The organism is Streptomyces sp. NPDC048560 (assembly GCF_040650955.1).
In the GTDB taxonomy this organism is placed as follows: domain Bacteria; phylum Actinomycetota; class Actinomycetes; order Streptomycetales; family Streptomycetaceae; genus Streptomyces.
This window is the reverse complement of the sequence record NZ_JBEZIJ010000001.1, coordinates 1-24,227: the sequence shown is the minus strand read 5'-3', so window position 1 is coordinate 24,227 and position 24,227 is coordinate 1. Positions and strand designations below refer to the sequence as shown.

Here is a 24,227-nt window from a genome sequence, read left to right as displayed (position 1 = left end):
CCACTGGGGATGAGGGGCAGCGGACAGATGGCATCACGGCGGGACGAGCTCAACGCCTACACCTTCGCGAAGCGGAGGTTGATCGCGCAGTTCCTGCAACCCCACCCGAGCGGCTCGGAAGAGGGCGCGCCCCGCCCCCTGCGCGCGGTGATGCCGGGAGTGATCGTCGGCGTGGTGGTCCTCGCGGTCTTCGGAGCCTGGGGCATGTTCAAGCCGGTGGCGCCGCAGAAGTGGGATACGCCCGGCGAGAACGTCATCATCGCCAGTAAGTCCACCACCCGGTACGTGGTGTTGAAGACCAAGGGGAAGTCGCAGCTCCACCCCGTCCTGAACATGTCGTCCGCCAAGCTCCTCCTTGACCCGGACAAGGGCAAGGTCATCAACGTCGACGAATCGGTCCTCGACAGCGGCAAGATCCCGCACGGCGCGACCCTCGGCATCCCCTACGCCCCCGACCGGCTGCCCGACAAGGACGAGGCGGGCTCTGCCAAACGCTGGGCGGTCTGCGAGCGTCCGGGTGAGGGCGGCAGGGCCATCCAGAAGGCGGCCTTCGTCCTCGCGGAGCGCGAGCACGGCAAGACCGAGGGCAAGGGGCGGCTGCGCGGCGGTGAGCTGATGTACGTCGAGGCGCCGGACGGCACCCGGTACATCGTGGACGCCGGAGGCAAGGCGTACGCGGTCGCCAAGGACGAGCTGCTGCAGCGCACCGTGGTGGAGGCGAACCGCAAGCCCCAGCGTGTGTCCACCGCCTGGCTCGGCACCCTGCACACCGGTGACCCCGTCACCTTCCCGACCGTCCCCGGAACCCCGGGCGCTCCCGCGGGCGTTCCCGGCGATCTGGACGCCGACGCGAACAGGGTGGGCATGGTCCTGGCCGCGACCTCCGGCACCAGGACACAGCAGTACGTCGTCCTGCCGGGCCGCGTCGCCCCCGTGTCCGACTTCACCGCCAAGCTGCTGCTCAGCAGCCGGGCCCTGGTCGGACTCGGTCAGGCGGGCAACGAGAAGCCCGTGAGCGCCGCCGCGTTCCAGCCGGGCAGGCCGTTCGCCCAGGAAGCGGACTGGCCGGCGAGCGAGCCGAAGCCGGTCAACTCGGCGAGCACGGACCGGGGCAGCCGCAACACCGTCTGCAACGTGCTGCGCGACGTCGACGCGGACAGCGGCGCCACCACGCTCACCACGTGGGCCGGCACCGACTTCCCCGCAGCTCTCCCCACCGGTTCCAGCAGCGCGTACGTCACGCCGGGATCGGGTCAGCTCTTCCGGCAGTTCAAGGGAGCCGAGACCGACTCCGGCTTCCTGTTCCTGGTCACGGACACCGGACTGCGTTATGCCATGCAGTCCAACGGCGACAGCACGCAGGACGACTCCGGCATCGGCGAGTCCGGTTCGAAGAAGGAGAGGGAAGCGCAGCAGCTGGAGGCTCAGCAGTCCCAGAACCGACTCGGGTACAAGGATGTCGACCCCGCTCCCGTACCGGCCGCCTGGTCCTCGTTCCTGTCGACGGGGCCGCGGCTGTCGACGGGCGCGGCCCGTCAGCCGCAGGGCTCGTGAGGGGCGGAGCGGACATGACACCCCAACTCCTCGCCACCATGGGGCGGCGCCTGCTGACCGTGACCGCTGCCACCACGGTCGCCTTCATCACACTGCCCGTGCTGCCGGTGGCCGCGGACGACTTCACCCAGTGCACCTTCCCCTCGAAGAAGTACCCGGGCCGCCCCTGGGCGCTGCAGCGCGTGCTGATGGACGAGCTGTGGCAGCAGTCCACGGGAAAGGGCGTACGCGTGGCCGTCATCGACACGGGCGTCGACGTCAAGAACCCCCAGCTGACCCGGGCCGTGGACACCGCGAGCGGGCGCAACCTCCTTCCCAGGAACCTGAAGACCGAAGACGGCACGAAGATCGAGCGGGGCAAGGAGAACGGCACGACCGACACGGTCGGCCACGGCACCAAGGTGGCGGGCATCATCGCGGCCCGCCCGGCCAAGGGCACCGGCTTCACCGGACTGGCCCCGGACGCCACGATCATCCCGATCCAGCAGAACGACGCGGACGGGCACGGAACCGCCGACACCCTGGCCGCGTCCATCAACTACGCCGTCAACACCGCCCGGGCGGACGTGATCAACATTTCGCAGGACACGGCCAACGCCGTGAAGCCCGCGGCCGGCCTGAGGCAGGCGGTGAACAACGCGCTGGCCAAGAACGTCGTGGTCGTGGCCTCGGCGGGCAACGACGGTCTGGGCGGCAACGTCAAGGAGACCTACCCGGCCTCCTTCGAAGGAGTCCTGGCAGTGGCCTCCTCCGACCGCAACAACGAACGGGCGGCCTTCTCCCAGTCGGGCGAGTTCGTGGGCGTCTCGGCGCCCGGAGTGGACATGATCTCCACCGTCCCCGGAGGCGGACACTGCGCCGACAACGGCACCAGTTTCTCCGCCCCTTACGTCGCCGGAGTCGCCGCCCTCATCAGGGCCAAGCATCCGGACTGGACGCAGCGGCAGATCGTCGCCCAGATCGAGCAGACGGCGGAACGCTCGATCGCCGGCCACGACCGTCTGGTGGGCTGGGGTGTCGTCGACCCGGTACGCGCCCTGACCGAGGGCGACAAGCCCGTCGAGCGGCCCCGGGCCAACGAGGGCGTGAGCAAGGGCGAGGCGCCGACTCCGGCGGCACTCCACCTGGGCGAGACGGCGGAGGAACGCAACGCGCGCCTGGCGACCTACGTCGTGGTGGGCGGCGGAGTCCTGGTCGCGACGATCGCGGGTGCGGCGGTGGCGGTGCGCGACATGCGGCGGCGTACCAGACCGGCTACGGAATTCATGTGACGGACATGGCAGTTGGACTGTCATATCCAGTGGCTAGAGTTGTCGGTAATGGATCAGTGTTGTCCGTCCAGCAGACGTGATCGCACCGAACGACGGACTGATCAAAACGGGGAACGGGGAAGGACGGCATCGTGTTGCCAGCAGATGGTGGTGGGGGAGGCTCGACCGGTGGCAGGGGCGACCTCGAGCGCGGCGTAGGGGCCCTGGAGAAGTTCCAGGAGCGCGTCAACACCCTGCTGGCGGAGTTCGAGGGCTCCGCGGCAAGCAAGTCCAAAGTGGCGGAGCAGTCGGTGTCCCGCGCCTCGCTGAGCGGCACGAACGCTCCCTTCGCCGAGGCGGACGGGCTCTACACCCAGTACAACCGTGTCCACGAGTCGCTCGTCTCGCTCTCCAGGTCGCTCGGCGACCAGATCGAGTACCTGAGGATCGGCGTGTACGCGGCGGCGGTCGGCTTCGACAACGTCGAGGACGACATCCGGCGGCAGTTCTACGAGATCAAGCACCGCATGGACCAGGACCACGAGAAGGCCCAGGAAAGCCACCGCAAGCCTGAGCAGCCGCAGAACAACGACAAGCAGTCCGACGCCGGATGGGCAGCTGAATGAGCGACGAGACGACACAGCCCGAACCGCAGCTCAGTCCGAAGGAGCAGCTGGAGCAGGACCAGGGACGGGTGCAGCTGCAGCTGACCGTCACCGACGTCACCGAGACGGTCAACAAGGTGATGGACACGTTCGGATTCGGAGGGGGCGGCACATCCGGCCGTACCTCCTTCGAGGGGCACGACCTGAACGCCATGATCGACATGATCGAGAACTCCAACCCCGAGCACCTCGAGAGCGCCGGCAAGGCGCTCTGGGACGCCAGGGACGCCATCAAGGAAGCGGCGCACGAGCTCGAGGCCCACATCGCGAAGGTCGAGTGGGAGGGCGAGTCCGGCACGGCCTTCCGCGACTGGGGTACGGGCCTGGTCGCCCACGCCAGGAAGCTCGGTGACTTCGCGGACGGAGCCGGCACGCAGATCACGGTCGCGGGCACGGGCCTGGCGTCGGTGCGCAGCTCCCTGCCGCCGCGCGACAGCCGGCTGGTCCGCAAGAAGGTCGACGAGATCGAGCTCCCGGCCCGCCTCGAGAGCAACCCGGAGTACACGGCCGCGGTCAAGGTCGAGAAGGACCGCCAGGAGGCCATCAACCAGGCCAACCGCCTGGCGTCCTACTACTCGGTCTCCGAGGAGTCACTGGCGGCGCAGGAACCGCCCAGGTTCGACAGGGCGCTGGATGTGGCGATGCCGCGGCCGAGCCTCAGATCCGGCACGGGATCGGAATCCGGGACCTCGGGCAGCGGCGCCGAGACGTCGAGCGGCAGCTACGCGAGCGGAGTTGAGAGCCCTCAAAGGGCTGGCGGTGACGTGGCTGGCTCAGCTGGCGCTCCTGGTGTCGATCGCGCTGGCGCCGTCACGCCAGTCCCTGAGCGGAGCGTCTCGACCGAGATCGACAGTGTCTCAGCACCTCCGGCTCCTGTTGCCACCCCAACCCCTTCCCCGTCCCCCGTGACCACGGGCACACCGGGACCCAGCGGTGGCCCGATTCCGCCTTTCACGAATGGTTTCGCGAACCCGGTCCAGAGTGGCTCCTCGCGGGCCACGAGTTCGTCCGGCGGCTCCACCAGGACACCCCTGGGGAAGGACCCCGCAGCTACGGGCCGTTCGGCAACGGCAGGCCCCGCGCCCACGGCGAACGGACGCTCGGCCCCGCCCGTCGGACGCCCGGGGTACATGGGCGGCGGTCCGGCCGGAGCAGGTACCACCGGCGGCCAGTCGCCGATGGCCGGCCGACCCTCAGGCGTGACGGGCGGTCGCCCGGTCGCGGGGCCCGGTGGCACGGCCACTCCCTCAGGTCATCAAGCAGGGAGAGGTGCCGGCATCGTCGGCGGAACCCCGCAACGCGCTGCTTCGGCATCGGGAACGTCCGGGGGCCGCAGTATGCCGCGCGGATCGGTCATCGGCGCGGCGGGTGCCGCTCAAGCGCGTACACCTGCCGGCAGTACAGGCCAGCGGGGAGTGATCGGCGCCGGTGGAACGAACAGCGCCAGCCGGTCCGGCGGGCGCGGCACCCCCAGCGCCAACGGTGTCGTAGGCACTCCCCGAGGGAGCGCTTCAGGCTCGGGCAGGGGCTTCACGACGGGCGGCGCAGGTCTCGTGCGGGGCCACGCAGGACAACGAGGCCCCGAAGGCGAGGACGAGGAGACCACCGGCTCGACTCGCCCGGACTACCTGACTGAGGACGAAGAGACATGGGTGGCCAGGCGCGGAGCCGTACCGCCGGTCGTCGAGTAGGAACACGAAAGGTTCGGAAGTCAGGATGACAGCAGGAATGAGCCAGACCCGGAAGTCCAGCAGGACGCCTGCTGTGCGGCGCGCGCTAGGCACGCTGGCTGTGGTTGCCGCATGGAGCGTGGGCTTCGCCGGGGCGGCTCCCCAAGCTGTCGCCGCGGACGTGCAGTCGAAGCAGTGGTATCTCGGTGCGATGCAGGCCGAGGATCTGTGGAAGACCACGACGGGCGAAGGCATCATGGTCGCCGTCATCGACACCGGAGTGAACGCCTCAACTCCCTCCCTCAAGGGGCAGGTCCTCAAGGGCATGGACGCCACTGGGGCCGAAGGCGACGAGAACGACGACTACGCCGGGCATGGCACCACCATGGCTGAGCTGATCGCCGGGACGGGAAAGGGGGGCGGGCTCAAGGGGCTCGCTCCCGGAGCGAAGATCATCCCGATGCGCATCAGTGACACTGAGTTCCAGAACGAGCATTCGGTGAACGCTTACGACAGCGCCGACGCCATCCGAGCCGCAGCGGACAGTGACGCTCAGATCATCAGCATGTCCTTCGGTAGCGACTTCCCGATGGACAGGGAGCTGAAGGCGGTGAAATACGCGCAGGACAAGGGGAAGCTCTTCTTCGCCAGTGTTGGCAACAACGCGGAAGAGAGCAACAGAAAGCAGTACCCCGCCTCGTACCCGGAGGTTGTCGGAGTCTCCTCTGCCGACCGTCAGGGCAAGGTGGCGGAGTACTCCCAGAACGGCACTGTCGTAGACATCGCGTCACCCGGAAACGACGTTCCGTACTGGTGCGACGCGACCTTCCAGGCCTACTGCGACGGCGACGGCGGAACCAGCGCAGCCACCGCCATCGCCTCGGCGTCCGCTGCCCTGATCTGGTCCGCGCACCCCGAGTGGACGGCGAACCAGGTTCTCAACGTCCTCTTCGACACGGCTTCCCGTGACTGGGACAAGGGGACGACCAGCAAGTACCTCGGCCACGGCCTCATCCGCCCGTCGATGAACATCCTCAAGGGCAAGGGTGACCCCGGCGCCCCCGACGTCAGTCCTCTCACCAACGAGAAGACGTCCGGCGGCGCCGCCTCAGCAGCCCCGTCCGCATCAACCGCGTCACAGTCACCTGCGAACGGAAAGGGTGACGGCGCGGTCGTGGCAGGCTCCGGCACCACGGCCGGGGACGACAGCCAGTCGGGTCTGATCCTCGGAATCGTTGCCGCTGCGGTGGTCATCGCTGGAGGTGCCTTCGTGTTCGTCCGAAGGCGCCGTACCGCCTGACCGCACTTTCCTCACACGAATCCAACCGGCGCATGACGCCGGGCTGTACAAGAGCACCAGGAAGGAAGACACACCGTGGCTGACCAGAAGCTCACAGAACACAGTCTCCTGCAGCTGGAGGGCGAACTCTCGACGAGGTTCGACTCCGTCAAGGGCCAGCTGAAGGCCCTGCAGGGGACGATCGACAGCCTCGAAGGTGCCTGGAAGGGCATCGGCGCCGGCGAGTTCAACAAGAAGCAGGAAGAGATCAACAAGAGGATGGTCAGCATCGCCAACCGCCTCCTCAACTTCCAGGAAGCCATCAAGGCGGCCCGCACCATCTCGGGCAACACCGAAGACGAGATCAAGGCGGCCCTGCAGGGGGTCGACGTCGTCGACGGCTACTCCGGTGACGCAGCCGCGACGGCCCGGACTTCGAACCTCAACAACTTCTGATCGCACCGCGCCCGTACTACGTACGAGGCCGTGACGTCAGACCTGGACAACACTGGAGGACCGTATGTCGAACAACGACGGCTCGATGATCGTCACTTACGCGAGCCTGGACGCCGCCGCCGCTTCCATTGACCGGCAGGGCAAGCAGCTCGACGAGGACCTCGCGGCCATCAAGCGTCGCGTCGCGTCCGTCGCCGAGCTCTGGCAGGGCGAGGCCAAGGCCGCGTACGACACCGCCCAGCAGGGGTGGGAGAACGACGCCAAGGCGATCCACAACGCCCTCGTCGAGATCTCCCGCAAGGTGCGCGAAGCTGCCCCGGCCTACCGGGCCGGCGACAAGAGGGCCGCGCAGAACTTCATGTAAGGCTCGGCAGAGTCTCAGTCAGGGTGGGCACGCGCGGGAGGTGTCCACCCTGACGCATGTCCGGGCGTCCACCTGCGCGAACAACCGGAAAGGGGCGGGTCCGCAAGCTCGGACCCGCCCCTCCCACCCGTTTCGCCTCGCCTAACGGTCCGTCGCCATGAGGCCCGACTGCACCAGCGGATTCCCCCGTCGCCGCGTGACGAAGACGCCTCGGCCCGGAGGCATCGGCCTCGCCCGCACGTTGCCCAGGATGTCGCCCTCGTTCGGGTCGCCGGACAGCAGGAGACCCTGCGCGCCCAGCTCCGTCATCCGCTGCAGGAACGGCTCGTACAGGGCCCGGCTCGCCCCCGCGGTACTGCGGGCGAGGATGAACCGCACGCCGACGTCGCGGGCGAAGGGCAGCAGCTCGGTGAGCTTGGCCAGCGGGTTGCCGCTCGACGTGGAGACGAGGTCGTAGTCGTCGACGATCACGTAGACCGTCGGGCCCTGCCACCAGCTGCGGTCCCGCAGCTGCTGCGCCGTGACGCTCTCCGACGGCGTACGGCGCTGCATCAGGTTGTACAGCGCGTCCATGTGGTGCTCCATGTTGTTGGACATGGGCACGTACTCCGCCAGGTGCGAGGCCGGCGTGGCGTCCAGCAGGCCGCGCCGGTTGTCGATGACGAAGAGCTTGCACGCGTCCGGCTGGTACCGCTCGGTCAGCTGCTTGATCAGCAGGCGGAGCATGTTGGACTTGCCGGACTCGCTCTCGCCGAACACCAGGAAGAACGGGTCGTGCTCGAAGTCGAGGTAGACCGGCGCCAGGTTGTTCTCGTCGATACCGAAGGCGATTCCCCGTTCCGGCTGCGCGTTGCCGGCCGGGAGCTCGGCCACCGGGAGCTCACGCGGCAGCAGGCGCACAGCGGGTGCTGGTGCGGCCGTCCAGTGCCGGGCGACCTCCTGGTTCATGGCCGCCGTGGCCTCCGAGAGGTCACTGTCGGAGTTGATGCCGTCGATGCGTGGCACCGCCGCCATGAAGTGCAGCTTCTCCGGCGTCAGACCGCGTCCCGGCACACCGGCGGGCACGTTGACGGCGGACTTGCGGTCCAGCTCGGAGTCCATGACGTCACCCAGCCGGAGCTCCAGCCGGTTCATCAGGTGGTCCTTGAGGTTGGACCGTACTTCCATGGACCGCGAGGCGGTGACGATCAGGTGGATGCCGTAACCCAGTCCACGCGCCGCGATGTCCACGACAGCCGCTTCCAGGCCCTCGTAGTCCGCGCGGAAGTTGCCCCAGCCGTCGATCACCAGGAACACGTCGCCCCAGGGCTGTTCGGTCACCGAGATGCCGCCGCGCGCCCGCATCCTGCGGAAGGTGGCGATGGAGTCGACGCCCGCGCTGCGGAAGTACTCCTCGCGGCGCGCCATGATGCCGTGCACCTCGGCGACCGTACGCCGTACCCGCTCGGGGTCGAGACGGGAGGCTACCCCGCCGACGTGCGGCAGGCCCGAGACGGAGGCCATGCCGCCGCCACCGAAGTCGAGCCCGTAGAACTGCACTTCCTGCGGGGTGTGGGTGAGCGCGAAGCCCGCGATGAGCGTGCGCAGCAGCGTGGACTTGCCCGACTGCGGGCCACCGGTGATCTGCATGTGGCCGGCCGCGCCGGAGAAGTCCCGGAAGAGCGTGTCGCGGCGCTGCTCGTACGGCTTGTCGACCACACCCAGCGGTACGACGAGACGGCCCGCCCCCTCGAAGCCGGGCTGGGTCAGCCCACGGTCCTGTACGGCCGCGAGTCCCGGAAGCAGGTCGTCCAGCGAGGGCGGATTGTCCAGCGGGGGGAGCCACACCTGGTGTGCGGACACGCCGCGGCCCTCCAGCCGCTGCACGATCACGTCGAGGACCGTGTCGGCCAGCGCGTCGTCCTCCGACGTGCGCGCGTCGGGAACGGCGGGCCCGTCCGGAGCCGTCGGCCTGACGTAGTGCACCGGCACAGGGGCCGCCGTGAACGGCACCGGCCTCCGGTCCACCGGCAGCGGTCCGCCGAGCGACGCGGGCTGCTGGGCCCCGGAGCGGTAGACCCCGGAGACGTACGCGGCCTTGAACCGCACCATCTCGTCCGTGCCGTACTTCAGATAGCCCGAGCCGGGCACGTTGGGCAGGTGGTAGGCATCGGGAACGCCCAGCGCCGCCCGGGACTCGCCCGCGGAGAACGTACGCAGGCCGACGCGGTACGACAGATACGTCTCCAGCCCGCGCAGCCTGCCCTCCTCCAGGCGCTGCGAGGCCAGCAGAAGGTGCACGCCCAGCGAACGTCCGATGCGTCCGATCTGTACGAACATCTCGATGAAGTCCGGCTTTGCGGTGAGGAGTTCGCTGAACTCGTCGATCACCAGGACGAGTGACGGAACCGCCTGCAACGGGGCACCCGCGGCACGCGCCTTTTCGTAGTCGTGGATGTTGGCGTAGTTGCCCGCGTCGCGCAGCATCTCCTGGCGGCGGTTGAGCTCGCCGCGGATGGAGTCGCCCATGCGGTCGACCAGCGTCAGGTCGTCCGCGAGGTTGGTGATCACCGCGGCGACATGGGGCATCTGCGCCATGCCGGCGAAGGTCGCGCCACCCTTGAAGTCCGCGAGGACGAAGTTGAGCGTCTCCGAGGAGTGGGTGACCGCGAGGCCGAGGACGAGCGTGCGGAGCAGCTCGGACTTGCCGGATCCGGTGGCGCCCACGCACAGACCGTGCGGTCCCATGCCCTCCTGGGCGGCTTCCTTCAGGTCCAGCATGACGGGGGCGCCGTCCTCGCCGACGCCGATCGGGACGCGCAGCCGTTCCGCCTGGGAGCGCGGTCGCCAGGTGCGGCTGACATCGACGGACGCCGCGTCCCCCAGGTTCAGCAGATCGGTGAACTCCAGGTTGGCGAGCAGGGGCTCGTCGTCGTCACCCCCGGTGGCCACGTGCAGCGGTGCCAGCTGGCGGGCCAGCGCCTCGGCTGCCTCGTAGCTCAGCGCGTCCGGCACTCCGTCGTAGACCAGCCCGTGACCCGATTCGATACGCAGCGAGTCAGGGTGCACCAGGACGGAGAGCCCGCCGCGACCACCGATGTCCTCGCCCGGTACGAGCTCGACGACCGTCACGCCCTGAAGGCCCTCGGGCGAGGCGAGCGCCGACGTCGGCGGCACCGACTCACCGTCGAGCACCACGACGATGTGCGGCTGTTCCAGCAGCGGCTGGCCGCCGGGCTGGAAGCGCGGCCGGCCGTCGAGACGGCCGGCGAGCAGCTCCTCCAGTTCGGCGGAGCTGGTGGTGATGAGGCGGCGGCGCCCGGCGCCGTCGACGGCTTCCGGAGCCTGGACGTGCGGCAGCCACTTCGCCCATTCCCACCGCGGGGCCGCGTCCCGGCCCGTCGCGACGGCGATGATCAGGTCCTCGGGGGAGTGCAGGGAGGCGAGCGCGCCGACCATCGCACGCGCCGTCGACCGCACGGACTCCGCTTCGCCGCTGACCGTCAGGTGGTAGAAGGCGCGGAGCGAGACCGCCATCGGCAGTCCGTCCAGCACGCTGTGCGTCGTCAGGAACTGCTGCATCGCTCCCGCGGTCAGCGGTTCCAGCTCGTCGACGGGCGCGGTCTCCGGCGCGATGAGCGGGGTGGCGAGCTCCTGGCTGCCGAGGCCGATCCGTACCTGGCCGAAGTCGGCATCGCTGACGCGGCGCTCCCACACCCGGCTGCCCTCGGCGACGAGCGCCCACAGCTGCTCCGGTGACGGGTGCAGGAAGTACTGCGCGTCCCGCTGCTTGTGGGCCGTCTTCAGAACGGTTCGCCTGGTCTGCGTCAGGTACTTCAGGTAGTCGCGCCGCATGTCGGCGAGCTGCCCCTGCGTACCGCGCCGGAAGCGGACGAGCATCGCGATGGCCATGGCGATCGTCGAGGCGATCATGACCATGCCCATGATCCGCATGATCGGGTTCGGCGTCATGAAGAAGAAGACGACGGAACCGCCCATGCCCAGCATCGGCAGCAACTGCATCATCACCCCCTCCTGCTGCCCCCGGGGCAGCTCGGGCGGAGGTTGCAACTGCACCTGTCCGCCCGGTACTTCGGAGGGGAGGGCCCGCGGTGGGCGCTTGACGACGATCTGGCTCACAGCTCACCAATTCCCTTGCCGGACAGAACTGTTCCTATCGGCGCCCCCGTGGCGACGGGCTCCATCCGCGGGGGAATCCTACTGGCGTAGCAGATGAGCCCAGGGCGGTAGGGTGTCGCGACGCGTGTACGCATCCGCTAACTACCGCAAAAAATCGGTCATTCGGGACGCACGGCGACGCGGTGCTCCCGGGGTGCGGAACCGGCACGAGAACAGAAGATCAAGACAGCTGGGCAAGCCAGCGCGACAAGACAGCAAATGGGGGAGCAGCAGGTGACCATGACGGCCCAAGCGGCAGCCACCGGATCCGGTCGGCCGGGTCCCGGGGCTCCGTCCAGCAACAGCACCGGATTCTGCCGGGTCACGGTCGTCGCGCCCGACAGCCGCGTCGACGTGGCACTGCCCGAGGACGTCTCGGTCGCCGACCTGTACCCGGAGATCCTGCGGCTGTCGGGGCAGAGTCCCGAGCAGGGCGCCCCGGTCGGCTATCACCTCGTACGCCGCGACGGCACCGTCCTCGACGGCGGGCGCACGCTGGCCTCCCAGCGCATCCTCGACGGCGAGCTGCTGTCGCTGCGCCCGTTCTCCGAGTCCCTGCCGCCCGCGGTCTTCGACGACGTCTCCGACGCCGTCGCCTCGGCCGTGGCCCGCGACCGCACGCTGTGGGGCGACGCCCTCATGCGCGGCGCCGGGCTCTTCGGCGGCTCCGTGCTGCTCACGCTCATCGCCTTCGTGCTCTGGACCTCCGAGCCCCGGCACGACATGCACGGGCTCTCCGGCGTCCTGGCCGGAGTCACCGCCGTCCTGCTCCTCGCCGTCGCCTGCGTCCGCGCGCGGGTGTACGACGACCGCGGCTCGGCCGTCGCACTGGGCATCGGCGCTCTGACGAACGCGGCGGTCGCCGGTTCGGGTCTCCTGTCGACGAGCGGCGGACAGGGCATCGGCAGGCTCCAGTTCCTGCTCGCCTGCGCCGCCGTACTGGTCGCGGCCGTGATCCTGATGATCGCCTCCCCCGGCGGCGACGGTCTCTTCGTCGCGTTCGTCTTCGCGGCGGCCGTCGGCCTGCTGGTGACGTTCACCGCGATCCTGACGGACATGGAGCCCGTCGAGACGGCCGCCGTGTGCGCACCGCTCTCCGTGGGCGTCCTCGCCTTCCTGCCCGGCCTCTCCACCCGCTTCGCCCGCCTCCCCATCGGCTTCGAGCCGCCGCGCACCACCGTCGGCGACTACGGCACGGCCGACCCCGCTCCGCAGGGCCCGGTCGACGCCGTCCGCATCGCCGCTCAGGCACGCCGGGGTCACGAGCTGCTCGTCGGCCTGGTCGGCGGATGCGCCCTGGTGGCCGTGGGCGCCGCCGCCGTGCTCGGCTTCTCGGACGGCTTCTGGGGGCAGCTCCTCGCCCTCGCCACCGGTATCGCCATGCTGATGCGCGCCCACCTGTTCCGGTACACGGCGCAGGTCGGCTGCGCCCTGGCCGCGGGCTTCGGCGCACTCGTACTCCTCGGCCTCGGGCTCAGCCTCAACCCGCCCCTCGGGATGGTGCGCGACGCACTGCGGGGCGACACCACCGCGCTCGACATCCGCACCGTCTGGCTCGCCGCGGCGATCGCCTGCGTCGCCGCACTGATCACCGCCATCGGCCTGATCGTGCCGCGCAAGGGCGTCGCACCGTTCTGGGGCCGCTTCCTGGAGATCGCGGAGGCGTGCGTCCTGCTCACCCTCGTGCCGCTCTGCCTCGCGGTGTTCGACGTCTACACCTCGATCCGCGCTCTCACCAGCTAGAACGCCGCACAGAGGGACAGCCCGTCCGGAGCGCCCCGGACGGGCTGATACTCTGACTGGTGGCCGTTTGTGTACGCGTTCCCGGTTCGTTCTGGGGGCTGCGCTCATCGGACCTTCGCTCCCGAGTCACACAAGCTCCCCTGAGAACCAGACCAGGGGCACTCGTGGGCGCTTCGAACACCAAGAGGAGTACCGCGTGCCGCTCGACGCCGTAACGAAGAAGCAGATCATGACCGAGTTCGCGCAGAAGGAGGGCGACACCGGTTCCCCCGAGGTTCAGGTCGCCATGCTCTCGCGCCGGATCTCGGACCTGACCGAGCACCTCAAGCTGCACAAGCACGACCACCACTCCCGTCGTGGTCTGCTGATCCTGGTCGGCCAGCGTCGCCGCCTCCTGCAGTACCTTGCCAAGAAGGACATCCAGCGCTTCCGTGCGCTCGTCGACCGCCTCGGCATCCGCCGTGGCGCGGCCGGCGGCGCCAAGTAAGGACGCTGTGAGAGGGAGCGGTTCCCCCTTCTAGGGGGCCGCTCCCTTTGCTGTACGTGCGGGACCGGGGTCAAGCTCAGTAACCTGGACGTACAACACCAGAACGAGGAGGAGCGCCCTCCAGCCTCCGCCGGTCCTCGGTAGTGGCCCCCGGGACAACGCCCGGGTGCTTCGATCGAAGACCGGCCCGCATTCAAGGAGCGCTTCTCCGTACCGTCCCCCCGCCACACGGGCGGGAGGACGAAAGACGACGAGTATGGAGAAATCACTAGTGGAGAACGAGACCCACTACGCCGAGGCCGTTATTGACAACGGAACCTTCGGCACCCGCACGATTCGCTTCGAGACGGGCCGCCTCGCCAAGCAGGCCGCCGGCTCCGCCGTCGCGTACCTGGACGACGACACCATGGTGCTGTCGGCCACCACCGCCTCCAAGAGGCCCAAGGACCAGCTCGACTTCTTCCCCCTCACGGTGGACGTCGAGGAGCGGCAGTACGCCGCCGGCAAGATCCCCGGATCGTTCTTCCGCCGGGAGGGCCGCCCCTCCGAGGACGCGATCCTCACGTGCCGCCTGATCGACCGCCCGCTGCGCCCCTCCTTCAAGAAGGGCCTGCGCAACGAGATCCAGATCGTCGAGACGATCATGGCGCTCAACCCCGACCACCTGTACGACGTGGTCGCGATCAACGCCGCCTCCGCTTCCACGATCCTGGCGGGCCTGCCCTTCTCCGGCCCGATCGGCGCCACCCGCGTCGCCCTGATCAAGGGCCAGTGGGTCGCGTTCCCGACGCACACCGAGCTCGAGGACGCCGTCTTCGACATGGTCGTCGCCGGTCGCGTCCTCGAGGACGGCGACGTCGCGATCATGATGGTCGAGGCCGAGGCCACCGAGAAGACCATCCAGCTCGTCCAGGACGGTGCCGAGGCCCCGACCGAGGAGATCGTCGCCGCCGGTCTGGAAGCCGCGAAGCCCTTCATCAAGGCGCTCTGCAAGGCCCAGTCCGACCTCGCCTCCAAGGCTGCCAAGCCCACCGGCGAGTTCCAGGTCTTCCTCGACTACCAGGACGACGTCCTGGAGGCGCTCACCTCCGCCGTCCGCACCGAGCTCGCCAAGGCGCTCACCATCGCCGGCAAGCAGGAGCGCGAGACGGAGCTCGACCGCATCAAGGAGATCGCGGGCGAGAAGCTCCTCCCGGCCTTCGAGGGCCGCGAGAAGGAGATCTCCGGTGCCTACCGCGCGCTGACCAAGAAGCTGGTCCGCGAGCGCGTCATCAAGGACAAGGTCCGCATCGACGGCCGCGGCGTCACGGACATCCGTACGCTGGCCGCCGAGGTCGAGGCCATCCCGCGCGTGCACGGCTCGGCGCTGTTCGAGCGTGGTGAGACGCAGATCCTCGGCGTCACCACCCTGAACATGCTCCGCATGGAGCAGCAGCTGGACACCCTCTCCCCGGTGACCCGCAAGCGCTACATGCACAACTACAACTTCCCGCCGTACTCCGTCGGTGAGACCGGCCGCGTGGGCTCGCCCAAGCGCCGCGAGATCGGCCACGGAGCGCTCGCCGAGCGCGCCATCGTGCCGGTGCTGCCGTCGCGCGAGGACTTCCCGTACGCGATCCGCCAGGTCTCCGAGGCGCTGGGCTCCAACGGCTCGACGTCCATGGGTTCGGTCTGCGCCTCCACCATGTCCCTGCTGAACGCCGGTGTGCCCCTCAAGGCCGCCGTCGCCGGTATCGCCATGGGTCTGATCTCCGAGGAGATCGACGGCAAGACGCACTACGTCGCCCTCACCGACATCCTCGGTGCGGAGGACGCGTTCGGCGACATGGACTTCAAGGTCGCCGGTACGAAGCAGTTCGTGACCGCGCTCCAGCTCGACACCAAGCTCGACGGCATCCCCGCCTCGGTCCTGGCCGCCGCGCTGAAGCAGGCCCGTGACGCGCGTCTGCACATCCTGGACGTCATGAACGAGGCCATCGACGTTCCGGACGAGATGTCCCCGAACGCCCCGCGGATCATCACGGTCAAGATCCCGGTGGACAAGATCGGTGAGGTCATCGGCCCCAAGGGCAAGATGATCAACCAGATCCAGGAGGACACCGGCGCCGACATCACGATCGAGGACGACGGCACCATCTACATCGGTGCCCAGCAGGGCTCGCAGGCCGAGGCCGCGCGCGCCACGATCAACGCGATCGCCAACCCGACCATGCCGGAGGTCGGCGAGCGTTACCTGGGTACGGTCGTCAAGACCACCACCTTCGGTGCCTTCGTCTCCCTCATGCCCGGCAAGGACGGCCTGCTGCACATCTCGCAGATCCGCAAGCTTGCCGGTGGCAAGCGCGTGGAGAACGTCGAGGACGTGCTCGCGGTCGGCTCCAAGGTCCAGGTCGAGATCGCGGAGATCGACTCCCGCGGCAAGCTCTCCCTCATCCCCGTGATCGAGGGCGAAGAGGCCGACGAGAAGGACGACACCGACAAGTGACGTCCCGTAGTTCCGTGACGACGGCCCGCACCTCCTCGGAGGCGCGGGCCGTCGCCCGTACCCAAACGCTTATCAAGGGCGCCAACGGCATCGGCACAGTCCGTCGTACCGTCCTGCCGGGCGGCCTCCGGATCGTCACCGAGACCCTGCCCTCCGTACGCTCCGCCACCTTCGGCATCTGGGCGAACGTCGGCTCGCGCGACGAGACGCCCGCACTGAACGGCGCGACCCACTACCTCGAACACCTCCTCTTCAAGGGCACCGCCAGGCGCAGTGCCCTCGACATCTCGTCCGCGATCGACGCGGTCGGCGGCGAGATGAACGCCTTCACGGCGAAGGAGTACACCTGCTACTACGCGCGGGTCCTCGACACTGACCTGCCGCTGGCCATCGACGTCGTCTGCGACATGCTGACCGGCTCGCTGGTCACCTCCGAGGACGTCGACGCCGAGCGCGGCGTCATCCTCGAAGAGATCGCGATGACGGAGGACGACCCGGGCGACTGCGTGCACGATCTCTTCGCGCACACGATGCTCGGCGACACCCCGCTCGGCCGGCCCGTCCTCGGCACCGTCGACACGGTCAACGGACTGAGCCGCGGCCAGATCGCCCGCTTCTACAAGAAGCACTACGACCCGACGCGCCTCGTCGTCGCCGCCGCCGGCAACGTCGACCACGCCACGGTCGTACGCCAGGTCCGCAAGGCCTTCGAGCGCGCCGGCGCCCTGTCCCGTACAGACGCGGTCCCGATGACGCCCCGCGAGGGCTCCCGCACCCTGCGTACCGCGGGCCGCGTGGAGCACCTGAACCGCAAGACGGAACAGGCGCACGTCGTCCTCGGTATGCCCGGCCTGGCCCGGACCGACGATCGCCGCTGGGCGCTCGGCGTCCTCAACACGGCACTCGGCGGCGGCATGTCCTCCCGCCTCTTCCAGGAGGTACGGGAGAAGCGCGGCCTCGCCTACAGCGTGTACTCGTACACCTCGGGCTTCGCCGACTGCGGACTCTTCGGCGTGTACGCGGGCTGCCGGCCGAGCCAGGTCCACGACGTCCTCAAGATCTGCCGCGACGAGCTCGACCGCGTCGCGACCGGCGGCCTCGACGACGAGGAGATCAGCCGCGCCATCGGCCAGCTCTCCGGTTCCACCGTCCTCGGCCTGGAGGACACCGGCGCGTTGATGAACCGCATCGGCAAGAGCGAGGTGTGCTGGGGTGAGCAGATGTCGGTCGACGACATGCTGAAGCGGATCTCCGACGTCACGCCGGACGACGTCCGGGCGGTGGCGAGCGAGGTCCTGGGCCACCGTCCCTCGCTCTCCGTCATCGGTCCGCTCAAGGACAAGCAGGCCGACCGCCTGCACGAAGCGGTCTCCTAACCCTCCTCGTAAGGAAGCAGACACATGAGCAAGCTGCGCGTAGCCGTTCTCGGTGCCAAGGGACGGATCGGTTCGGAGGCGGTACGAGCCGTCGAGGCCGCCGACGACATGGAGCTGGTGGCCGCACTCGGCCGCGGCGACAAGCTGGAGACCCTCGCGGACGCCGGGGCCCAGGCGGTCGTCGAGCTCACCACCCCCGCATCGGTGATGGGCAACCTGGACTTCTGCGTCCGGCACGGCATCCACGCGGTCGTCGGCACGACCGGCTGGACCGACGAACGGCTCGCGCAGCTCACCACCTGGCTCGACGGCTCGCCGGAGACCGGGGTGCTCATCGCTCCGAACTTCTCCATCGGGGCGGTCCTCACCATGAAGTTCGCGGAGAAGGCGGCCCCCTACTTCGAGTCGGTCGAGGTCATCGAGCTGCACCACCCCCACAAGGTCGACGCGCCCTCGGGGACCGCCACCCGCACCGCCCAGCTCATCGGGGCGGCCCGGGAGAGGGCCGGCATGGCCGCACAGCCGGACGCCACCACCACGAGCCTGGACGGCGCCCGCGGCGCGGACGTGGACGGTGTCCCCGTGCACTCCGTCCGGCTCCGCGGTCTCCTCGCCCACCAGGAAGTCCTTCTCGGCGGTGAGGGCGAGACCCTCACCATCCGGCACGACTCCCTGCACCACAGCAGCTTCATGCCGGGCATCCTGCTCGGCACCCGACGTGTGGTGAACACTCCCGGCCTCACGTTCGGGCTGGAACACTTCCTCGACCTGAACTGACTGAGCCCTCACCCATGCGCGCAAAGATCACTTACGCCGTCACCGCCGCCGTCCTGGTCTTCTACTTCGTCCTGGCCGGCAGCCGTGGCGTCCTGCTCATACGGCACGGCACCCTGCTGACGGTCACCTTCGGCGTCGCCGTCCTGATCCTGCCGGTGATCGGTGTCTGGTTCCTCTGGAAGAACACGCAGTTCGTCCGCAGGGCCAACGCCCTGGCCGCCGAACTGGAGGCCGAGGGCGGCCTCCCGGTCGACGAACTGCTCCGGACCCCGTCCGGCCGGATCGACCGGGACTCCGCGGACGCCGTGTTCACACGCCGCCGTGAGGAAACCGAAGACACCCCGGACGACTGGCGCTGCTGGTTCCGCCTGGCCGTCGCCTACCAGGACGCCAGAGACACGCCCAGAGCCCGTAAGGCCATGCAGCGGGCCATCGCCCTGCACCGGGCGAAGCCGCGGCCTGCCGTGCCGAGCCCCTCGGCCTCCTGAGGCCGTCCCTCGGTCCGAGGGGACGAGCAGCACGGGCGAGCCCGGCGAGCCCGGAGAAATGACGAAGCCGGACGGGCGACAAGCAAGCCCGTCCGGCTTATTGAGGAAAACAGCCGACCCGGCCCTCAGCCGCGCCGGTACTCGTCGCCCCAGGCCTCGATCGCGTCCGTGGCCCGTTCGAAGGCCTCGGCCCGCGCCAGGAAGTCCGCGTTGTGGTCCGTCACCAGCGGGGGCAAGGTCTCGCCCCCCTGACGCACCACGATCAGCGCCTGACCCTGCACCGTCCGCGGCAGCCCGAGCCACTTCACCGGCTGCTGGACCGTACGCACCGCCGCCGCGCGCTCCCACCGCACCGTCGTCGTGCGGAAGAAGCCCACCCGGCGAACCCCGTGCCGGCTCACCCACGCGCCGACGCGCAGCAGCCGCAGGGCGCACGCGATCACCACGGCGGCGAGTCCCAGGCACAGGCTCGCCCCGGAAAGCTCCCCGGCCGCGGCGGTGATGACCCCCGCGAGCAGGACGAACGAGGCAAGCAACAACAGGGTGGCCGCTGCCGCGACCCGCCACGGTCCCGGGCGGTACGGTCGCCGCCAGCTGTCGTGGTCGTCGAACGGCAGCGCGATGTCCTCTGCGCCCGCGTCAAATGCGCGGTCGGCCGTCAGGAAGGGCAGGGGCACGACTGATCCTCACTCACAAGCACGCTCGATTGCTGTGCCCGGTGAGGCTACCGAGGACGCTACCGACCGGACCACCCCAGGGGGTCCGTACGAGTCAGCGGTTGCGGGACGCCTCGGACTTCTGGCTGTGTGACGGGCCGTGGTCGCTGTCGAGGGCCGGAAGGCCGAAGAGGAGCGAGCCGGCCAGTCCGGCGACCACGACGAGTCCCACGAGGGAACGGCCGGCCAGCTGAGAGACGCTGGCCCGCTCAGGGGGCGGAGGAGTGACGTTGCTGCGGAATCGGTCGGCCTCGGCAACGAACGAGAACGGGACGGATTCACGCCGGCGGAACATGAGGAAGCTCTCCTTGAACTATGGGACGGGTGCTGCTAACGAGTCAGACGCACGGAAGCCCCGATCGGTGCCCCGAATCGCCGAATGATTCGAAGATTTCACCGTACGGGCCGTCCGGCCGTCGCTGTCGGCGCACCCCCGTAGAGTGGGCGCCGCCCGAGCGACGCAATTGGAAGGACCCCCGCCGGTGAGCGAGACCCCCGAGCCCACAAAGCCCAGCTTCCGCAGCGATGTCACCGTTGACCTGGTGAAACACGCCGCCGGTGACTCCGACGTGCTCTTCGCGGCCCGTGTTTCCACGGCCGGCGAGCAGTCGCTGGAAGAGGTCACCAAGGACCCTGAGCGCTCCAAGGGGCTCATCAACTACCTCATGCGGGACCGCCACGGCAGCCCCTTCGAGCACAACTCGATGACCTTCTTCATCAGCGCCCCGATCTTCGTGTTCCGCGAGTTCATGCGGCACCGCGTGGGCTGGTCGTACAACGAGGAATCGGGCCGCTACAGGGAGCTGGAACCGGTCTTCTACGTACCCGGCGAGTCCCGCAAGCTCATCCAGCAGGGACGCCCCGGCAAGTACGAGTTCGTCGCGGGCACCCAGGCGCAGCACGAGCTGACCAGCCGCGCCATGGAGGACTCCTACCGCCAGGCGTACGACGCGTACCAGGAGATGCTCGCCGCGGGAGTGGCCCGCGAGGTAGCCCGCGCGGTGCTCCCCGTCGGCCTGTTCTCGTCGATGTACGCCACGTGCAACGCCCGCTCGCTGATGCACTTCCTCGGCCTGCGCACCCAGCACGAGCTGGCGAAGGTCCCGTCCTTCCCGCAGCGCGAGATCGAGATGGTCGGCGAGCAGATGGAAGCGCACTGGGCGCAGCTCATGCCGCTCACTCATGCGGCCTTCAACAAAAATGGACGGGTCGCCCCGTAAGCGGTGTCCGTATTGCGGCGTTTCGTGAAGTTCATCTAGGCTGATCAAACGGACCCGGCACTGCTTGAACCCCCGAGCAGGCAGTGCCGGGCTCCTCTTCCTCGTCCCCCCGAGGGGACACGGCGCTCCGAGCAACGAGTAGCGTGTTACCCATGGCTCCGATCTCCACTCCGCAGACCCCCTTCGGGCGGGTCCTCACCGCTATGGTCACGCCCTTCACGGCGGACGGCGCACTCGACCTCGAGGGCGCCCAGCGGCTCGCCGCCCATCTGGTGGACGCAGGCAACGACGGCCTGGTCATCAACGGCACCACCGGTGAGTCCCCGACCACCAGCGACGCGGAGAAAGACCAGCTCGTACGGGCTGTCCTCGAAGCCGTGGGCGACCGGGCACACGTCGTCGCCGGCATCGGAACCAACGACACCCGGCACAGCATCGAGCTGGCCCGCGCCGCGGAGCGCGCCGGCGCACACGGCCTCCTCGCCGTCACGCCGTACTACAACAAGCCGCCACAGGAAGGCCTCCTGCGGCACTTCACCGCGATCGCGGACGCCACCGGCCTCCCCGTGATGCTGTACGACATTCCGGGCCGCAGCGGTGTGCCGATCGACACAGAGACACTCGTTCGGCTCGCCGAGCACCCCCGCATCGTCGCCAACAAGGACGCCAAGGGAGACCTCGGCCGGGCCAGCTGGGCCATCGCCCAGTCCGGCCTCGCCTGGTACTCAGGCGACGACATGCTGAACCTCCCGCTGCTGTCGGTCGGCGCCATCGGTTTCGTCTCGGTGGTCGGCCACGTCGTCACCCCCGATCTGCGGGCCCTCATCGAGGCCCACCTCGGCGGCGACGTCCAGAAGGCCACGGAGATCCACCAGAAGCTGCTCCCGGTCTTCACCGGGATGTTCCGCACGCAGGGCGTGATCACCACCAAGGCCGCGCTCACCCTGCAGGGTCTGCCGGCCGGTCCGCTCCGCCTCCCCCTGGTGGAACTCACCACCCAGGAGACGGCGCAGCTCAAGATCGATCTGGCTGCCGGCGGGGTAGAGCTCTAACCACTGACTTCACAACTGAATACGCGAGGAGAACTCGCGACAGCACCATCCCAGACAACAGCAAGTGCACGAATGACATGCGCGCCACGTGCCCTCAGCGGTACGTGGCGTGCGTGGTAAGGAGAGTCTTTTGAGTCATCCGCATCCCGAACTCGGTACCCCGCCGAAGCTCCCGAAGGGCGGCCTGCGCGTAACCCCGCTCGGCGGCCTGGGGGAGATCGGCCGCAACATGACGGTCTTCGAGTACGGCGGCCGCCTGCTCATCGTCGACTGCGGAGTCCTCTTCCCCGAGGAGGAGCAGCCGGGCATCGACCTGATCCTGCCGGACTTCACCATCCTCCGGGACCGTCTCGACGACATCGAGGGCATCGTCCTCACGCACGGGCACGAGGACCACATCGGTGGCGTCCCGTTCCTGCTGCGCCTGAAGCCGGACATCCCGCTGATCGGTTCCAAGCTGACCCTCGCACTGATCGAGGCGAAGCTCCAGGAGCACCGGATCCGCCCGTACACCCTTGAGGTCACCGAGGGCCAGCGCGAGCGCATCGGCGTGTTCGACTGCGAGTTCATCGCGGTCAACCACTCCATCCCGGACGCCCTCGCGGTCGCCATCCGCACCCCCGCGGGCCTGGTCGTCGCCACCGGCGACTTCAAGATGGACCAGCTTCCGCTGGACGGCCGGCTCACCGACCTGCACGCCTTCGCGCGGCTGAGCGAGGAAGGCATCGACCTCCTCCTCTCGGACTCGACGAACGCCGAGGTCCCCGGCTTCGTGCCGCCCGAGCGGGACATCTCCAACGTCCTGCGCACGGTGTTCGCGAACGCCCAGAAGCGGATCATCGTGGCGAGCTTCGCCAGCCACGTGCACCGGATCCAGCAGATCCTGGACGCCGCCCACGAGTACGGCCGCAGGGTCGCCTTCGTCGGCCGCTCGATGGTCCGGAACATGGGCATCGCCCGTGACCTCGGCTACCTCAAGGTCCCCGCCGGCCTCGTCGTGGACGTGAAGACCCTCGACGACCTGCCGGACGACGAGGTCGTCCTGGTCTGCACGGGTTCCCAGGGCGAGCCGATGGCGGCGCTGTCCCGGATGGCCAACCGCGACCACCAGATCCGTATCGTCCCGGGTGACACGGTCATCCTGGCCTCGTCGCTCATCCCGGGCAACGAGAACGCGGTCTACCGCGTGATCAACGGTCTGACCCGCTGGGGCGCCAACGTCGTCCACAAGGGCAACGCCAAGGTGCACGTCTCGGGCCACGCCTCGGCCGGCGAGCTCCTGTACTTCTACAACATCTGTAAGCCGAAGAACCTGATGCCGGTCCACGGCGAATGGCGCCACCTCAGGGCCAATGCCGAACTGGGCGCCCTCACCGGTGTACCCAAGGACCACATCGTCATCGCCGAGGACGGCGTCGTCGTCGACCTCATCGACGGCAAGGCCAAGATCGTCGGCAAGGTCCAGGCGGGATACGTGTACGTCGACGGCCTCTCGGTCGGCGACGTCACCGAGACCTCTCTCAAGGACCGCCGCATTCTCGGCGACGAGGGCATCATTTCCGTCTTCATCGTCGTCGACAGTTCCTCCGGCAAGATCGTGGGCGGCCCCCACATCCAGGCGCGGGGCTCCGGCATCGATGACGCGGCGTTCAGCGCCGTCGTCCCGAAGGTCCAGGACGCCCTCAACAAGTCCGCCCAGGACGGCGTCATGGAGCCGCACCAGCTCCAGCAACTGGTCCGTCGCACGGTGGGCAAGTGGGTCTCCGACACCTACCGCCGGCGCCCGATGATCCTTCCCGTCGTGGTCGAGGTCTGACCCCGACCTGCACCAACACGGAGCGGGGCGCCTCGATTTGCATCGGGGCGCCCCGCTCCAGTACGTTTACGGCTCCGCCTGACCGGGAAGCACCGCGCGCACTCGTGCGCTGGGAGCACTCGAACGGGGCGGGAATTCCGACTCAGAATCTCTGATAAAGTCGGGTTCGCCGAAAGGCAAAGGCCCTCCAACAGGCCGCCGGAATCAAATTCGGACCGGAAACGGAACGAAATGAGTCTGGTAAGGTTGGAACCGCCGGAAAGGGAAAACGCGAAAGCGAAGAACTGGAAAGCGAAACCCGCTTCGACCGGGAATCGGACACGAAAGAGTCTGATAGAGTCGGAAACGCAAGAACGAAGGGAAGCGCCCGGAGGGCCCCGGTGAAACGGGACCGAAGGAAGCGTCCGTTCCTTGAGAACTCAACAGCGTGCCAAAAGTCAACGCCAAATATGTTGATACCCCGGCCTGCTTCGGCAGGTTGGTGGTTCCTTTGAAAAGTCCTACTCCGGCCTTCGGGTGCGGGTAGGCAACACTAGCGAGGACGCTGTGAACGACCGGTCATATTCCGACTCGGTCGTTCCGCTCTCGTGTGTGTCGTCCCGATTACGGGAAAACATTCACGGAGAGTTTGATCCTGGCTCAGGACGAACGCTGGCGGCGTGCTTAACACA

Annotated in this window: 19 protein-coding genes; 16 read left to right on the top strand and 3 right to left on the bottom strand. The window is 68.7% G+C overall.

Translation table 11 applies throughout. The annotated features are described in order from the left end of the window. Window positions 1-27: 27 nt before the first annotated feature. The 7 genes from eccB to AB0C82_RS00065 all read left to right on the top strand — a co-directional run bounded on the left by eccB (window position 28) and on the right by AB0C82_RS00065 (window position 7,238). On the top strand, window positions 28-1,554 hold the full coding sequence (eccB, locus tag AB0C82_RS00095; protein WP_362834524.1) for a type VII secretion protein EccB: 1,527 nt from the start codon (window positions 28-30) through the stop codon (window positions 1,552-1,554). Between the two features lie 14 nt (window positions 1,555-1,568). Then, a complete protein-coding gene (mycP, locus tag AB0C82_RS00090; protein WP_362834522.1) occupies window positions 1,569-2,825 on the top strand; it encodes a type VII secretion-associated serine protease mycosin in 1,257 nt (418 codons plus the stop codon). A gap of 131 nt (window positions 2,826-2,956) precedes the next feature. Next, the gene (locus AB0C82_RS00085) at window positions 2,957-3,430 is read left to right on the top strand and encodes a hypothetical protein (protein WP_362834520.1); all 474 of its coding nucleotides are present in this window, start codon (window positions 2,957-2,959) and stop codon (window positions 3,428-3,430) included. Further along, entirely contained in the window at window positions 3,427-5,160 is a 1,734-nt protein-coding gene (locus tag AB0C82_RS00080; RefSeq protein WP_362834518.1) for a hypothetical protein, read from the top strand. The genes AB0C82_RS00085 and AB0C82_RS00080 overlap by 4 nt, the downstream gene beginning before the upstream one ends. A gap of 25 nt (window positions 5,161-5,185) precedes the next feature. Next, the gene (locus AB0C82_RS00075) at window positions 5,186-6,439 is read left to right on the top strand and encodes a S8 family serine peptidase (RefSeq protein WP_362834516.1); all 1,254 of its coding nucleotides are present in this window, start codon (window positions 5,186-5,188) and stop codon (window positions 6,437-6,439) included. Between the two features lie 75 nt (window positions 6,440-6,514). Next, window positions 6,515-6,874 (top strand): WXG100 family type VII secretion target, encoded by a 360-nt coding sequence (locus AB0C82_RS00070; protein WP_362834514.1) that lies wholly within the window; start codon window positions 6,515-6,517, stop codon window positions 6,872-6,874. Between the two features lie 64 nt (window positions 6,875-6,938). Next, window positions 6,939-7,238: a WXG100 family type VII secretion target gene (locus tag AB0C82_RS00065; protein WP_362834512.1), complete on the top strand. Its 300-nt coding sequence runs from the start codon at window positions 6,939-6,941 to the stop codon at window positions 7,236-7,238. A 141-nt stretch (window positions 7,239-7,379) separates the two neighbouring features. Here AB0C82_RS00065 and eccCa read toward each other — a convergent pair whose 3' ends face one another. Further along, on the bottom strand, window positions 7,380-11,357 hold the full coding sequence (gene eccCa / locus AB0C82_RS00060) for a type VII secretion protein EccCa (RefSeq protein WP_362834510.1): 3,978 nt from the start codon (window positions 11,355-11,357) through the stop codon (window positions 7,380-7,382). 279 nt (window positions 11,358-11,636) lie between these two features. Between eccCa and eccD the strand changes: the two genes are divergently transcribed. The 6 genes from eccD (at window position 11,637) to AB0C82_RS00030 (ending at window position 18,752) form a co-directional block, all read left to right on the top strand. Beyond that, entirely contained in the window at window positions 11,637-13,139 is a 1,503-nt protein-coding gene (eccD, locus tag AB0C82_RS00055) for a type VII secretion integral membrane protein EccD (RefSeq protein WP_362836938.1), read from the top strand. Window positions 13,140-13,335: 196 nt separating this feature from the next. Beyond that, on the top strand, window positions 13,336-13,626 hold the full coding sequence (rpsO, locus tag AB0C82_RS00050; RefSeq protein WP_185298166.1) for a 30S ribosomal protein S15: 291 nt from the start codon (window positions 13,336-13,338) through the stop codon (window positions 13,624-13,626). 271 nt (window positions 13,627-13,897) lie between these two features. Further along, window positions 13,898-16,111, top strand: a complete 2,214-nt coding sequence (locus AB0C82_RS00045) for a polyribonucleotide nucleotidyltransferase (protein ID WP_362836936.1) — start codon at window positions 13,898-13,900, stop codon at window positions 16,109-16,111. Beyond that, window positions 16,108-17,487 carry a pitrilysin family protein gene (locus AB0C82_RS00040; protein WP_362834508.1) on the top strand — a complete coding sequence of 460 codons (1,380 nt, stop codon included), beginning with the start codon at window positions 16,108-16,110 and terminating at the stop codon, window positions 17,485-17,487. The genes AB0C82_RS00045 and AB0C82_RS00040 overlap by 4 nt, the downstream gene beginning before the upstream one ends. A 24-nt stretch (window positions 17,488-17,511) precedes the next feature. Then, a complete protein-coding gene (dapB, locus tag AB0C82_RS00035) occupies window positions 17,512-18,264 on the top strand; it encodes a 4-hydroxy-tetrahydrodipicolinate reductase (protein ID WP_362834506.1) in 753 nt (250 codons plus the stop codon). A gap of 14 nt (window positions 18,265-18,278) precedes the next feature. Continuing rightward, on the top strand, window positions 18,279-18,752 hold the full coding sequence (locus AB0C82_RS00030) for a tetratricopeptide repeat protein (RefSeq protein ID WP_362834504.1): 474 nt from the start codon (window positions 18,279-18,281) through the stop codon (window positions 18,750-18,752). Between the two features lie 125 nt (window positions 18,753-18,877). On the opposite strand, the gene AB0C82_RS00025 is transcribed toward AB0C82_RS00030, so the two are convergent. After that, window positions 18,878-19,429 carry a hypothetical protein gene (locus AB0C82_RS00025; protein ID WP_362834502.1) on the bottom strand — a complete coding sequence of 184 codons (552 nt, stop codon included), beginning with the start codon at window positions 19,427-19,429 and terminating at the stop codon, window positions 18,878-18,880. Window positions 19,430-19,523: 94 nt separating this feature from the next. Beyond that, on the bottom strand, window positions 19,524-19,763 hold the full coding sequence (locus tag AB0C82_RS00020) for a hypothetical protein (RefSeq protein WP_362834500.1): 240 nt from the start codon (window positions 19,761-19,763) through the stop codon (window positions 19,524-19,526). A gap of 187 nt (window positions 19,764-19,950) precedes the next feature. Here AB0C82_RS00020 and thyX point away from each other — a divergent pair, with 187 nt between their 5' ends. The 3 genes from thyX to AB0C82_RS00005 all read left to right on the top strand — a co-directional run bounded on the left by thyX (window position 19,951) and on the right by AB0C82_RS00005 (window position 23,556). Continuing rightward, window positions 19,951-20,688: an FAD-dependent thymidylate synthase gene (thyX, locus tag AB0C82_RS00015; RefSeq protein ID WP_362834498.1), complete on the top strand. Its 738-nt coding sequence runs from the start codon at window positions 19,951-19,953 to the stop codon at window positions 20,686-20,688. Window positions 20,689-20,840: 152 nt separating this feature from the next. Further along, window positions 20,841-21,740: a 4-hydroxy-tetrahydrodipicolinate synthase gene (dapA, locus tag AB0C82_RS00010; RefSeq protein ID WP_362834496.1), complete on the top strand. Its 900-nt coding sequence runs from the start codon at window positions 20,841-20,843 to the stop codon at window positions 21,738-21,740. Between the two features lie 130 nt (window positions 21,741-21,870). Then, window positions 21,871-23,556 carry a ribonuclease J gene (locus tag AB0C82_RS00005; protein WP_362834494.1) on the top strand — a complete coding sequence of 562 codons (1,686 nt, stop codon included), beginning with the start codon at window positions 21,871-21,873 and terminating at the stop codon, window positions 23,554-23,556. Window positions 23,557-24,227 lie beyond the last annotated feature (671 nt).

What these genes read in the sequence shown, in the direction of transcription:
- eccB (WP_362834524.1), top strand. Translation starts at nt 28, where the DNA reads ATGGCATCACGGCGGGACGAGCTCAACGCCTACACCTTCGCGAAGCGG.
- dapB (WP_362834506.1), top strand. Translation starts at nt 17,512, where the DNA reads ATGAGCAAGCTGCGCGTAGCCGTTCTCGGTGCCAAGGGACGGATCGGT.
- AB0C82_RS00065 (WP_362834512.1), top strand. Translation starts at nt 6,939, where the DNA reads ATGTCGAACAACGACGGCTCGATGATCGTCACTTACGCGAGCCTGGAC.
- mycP (WP_362834522.1), top strand. Translation starts at nt 1,569, where the DNA reads ATGACACCCCAACTCCTCGCCACCATGGGGCGGCGCCTGCTGACCGTG.
- AB0C82_RS00075 (WP_362834516.1), top strand. Translation starts at nt 5,186, where the DNA reads ATGACAGCAGGAATGAGCCAGACCCGGAAGTCCAGCAGGACGCCTGCT.
- eccD (WP_362836938.1), top strand. Translation starts at nt 11,637, where the DNA reads ATGACGGCCCAAGCGGCAGCCACCGGATCCGGTCGGCCGGGTCCCGGG.
- dapA (WP_362834496.1), top strand. Translation starts at nt 20,841, where the DNA reads ATGGCTCCGATCTCCACTCCGCAGACCCCCTTCGGGCGGGTCCTCACC.
- AB0C82_RS00020 (WP_362834500.1), bottom strand. Translation starts at nt 19,763, where the DNA reads ATGTTCCGCCGGCGTGAATCCGTCCCGTTCTCGTTCGTTGCCGAGGCC.
- AB0C82_RS00080 (WP_362834518.1), top strand. Translation starts at nt 3,427, where the DNA reads ATGAGCGACGAGACGACACAGCCCGAACCGCAGCTCAGTCCGAAGGAG.
- AB0C82_RS00030 (WP_362834504.1), top strand. Translation starts at nt 18,279, where the DNA reads ATGCGCGCAAAGATCACTTACGCCGTCACCGCCGCCGTCCTGGTCTTC.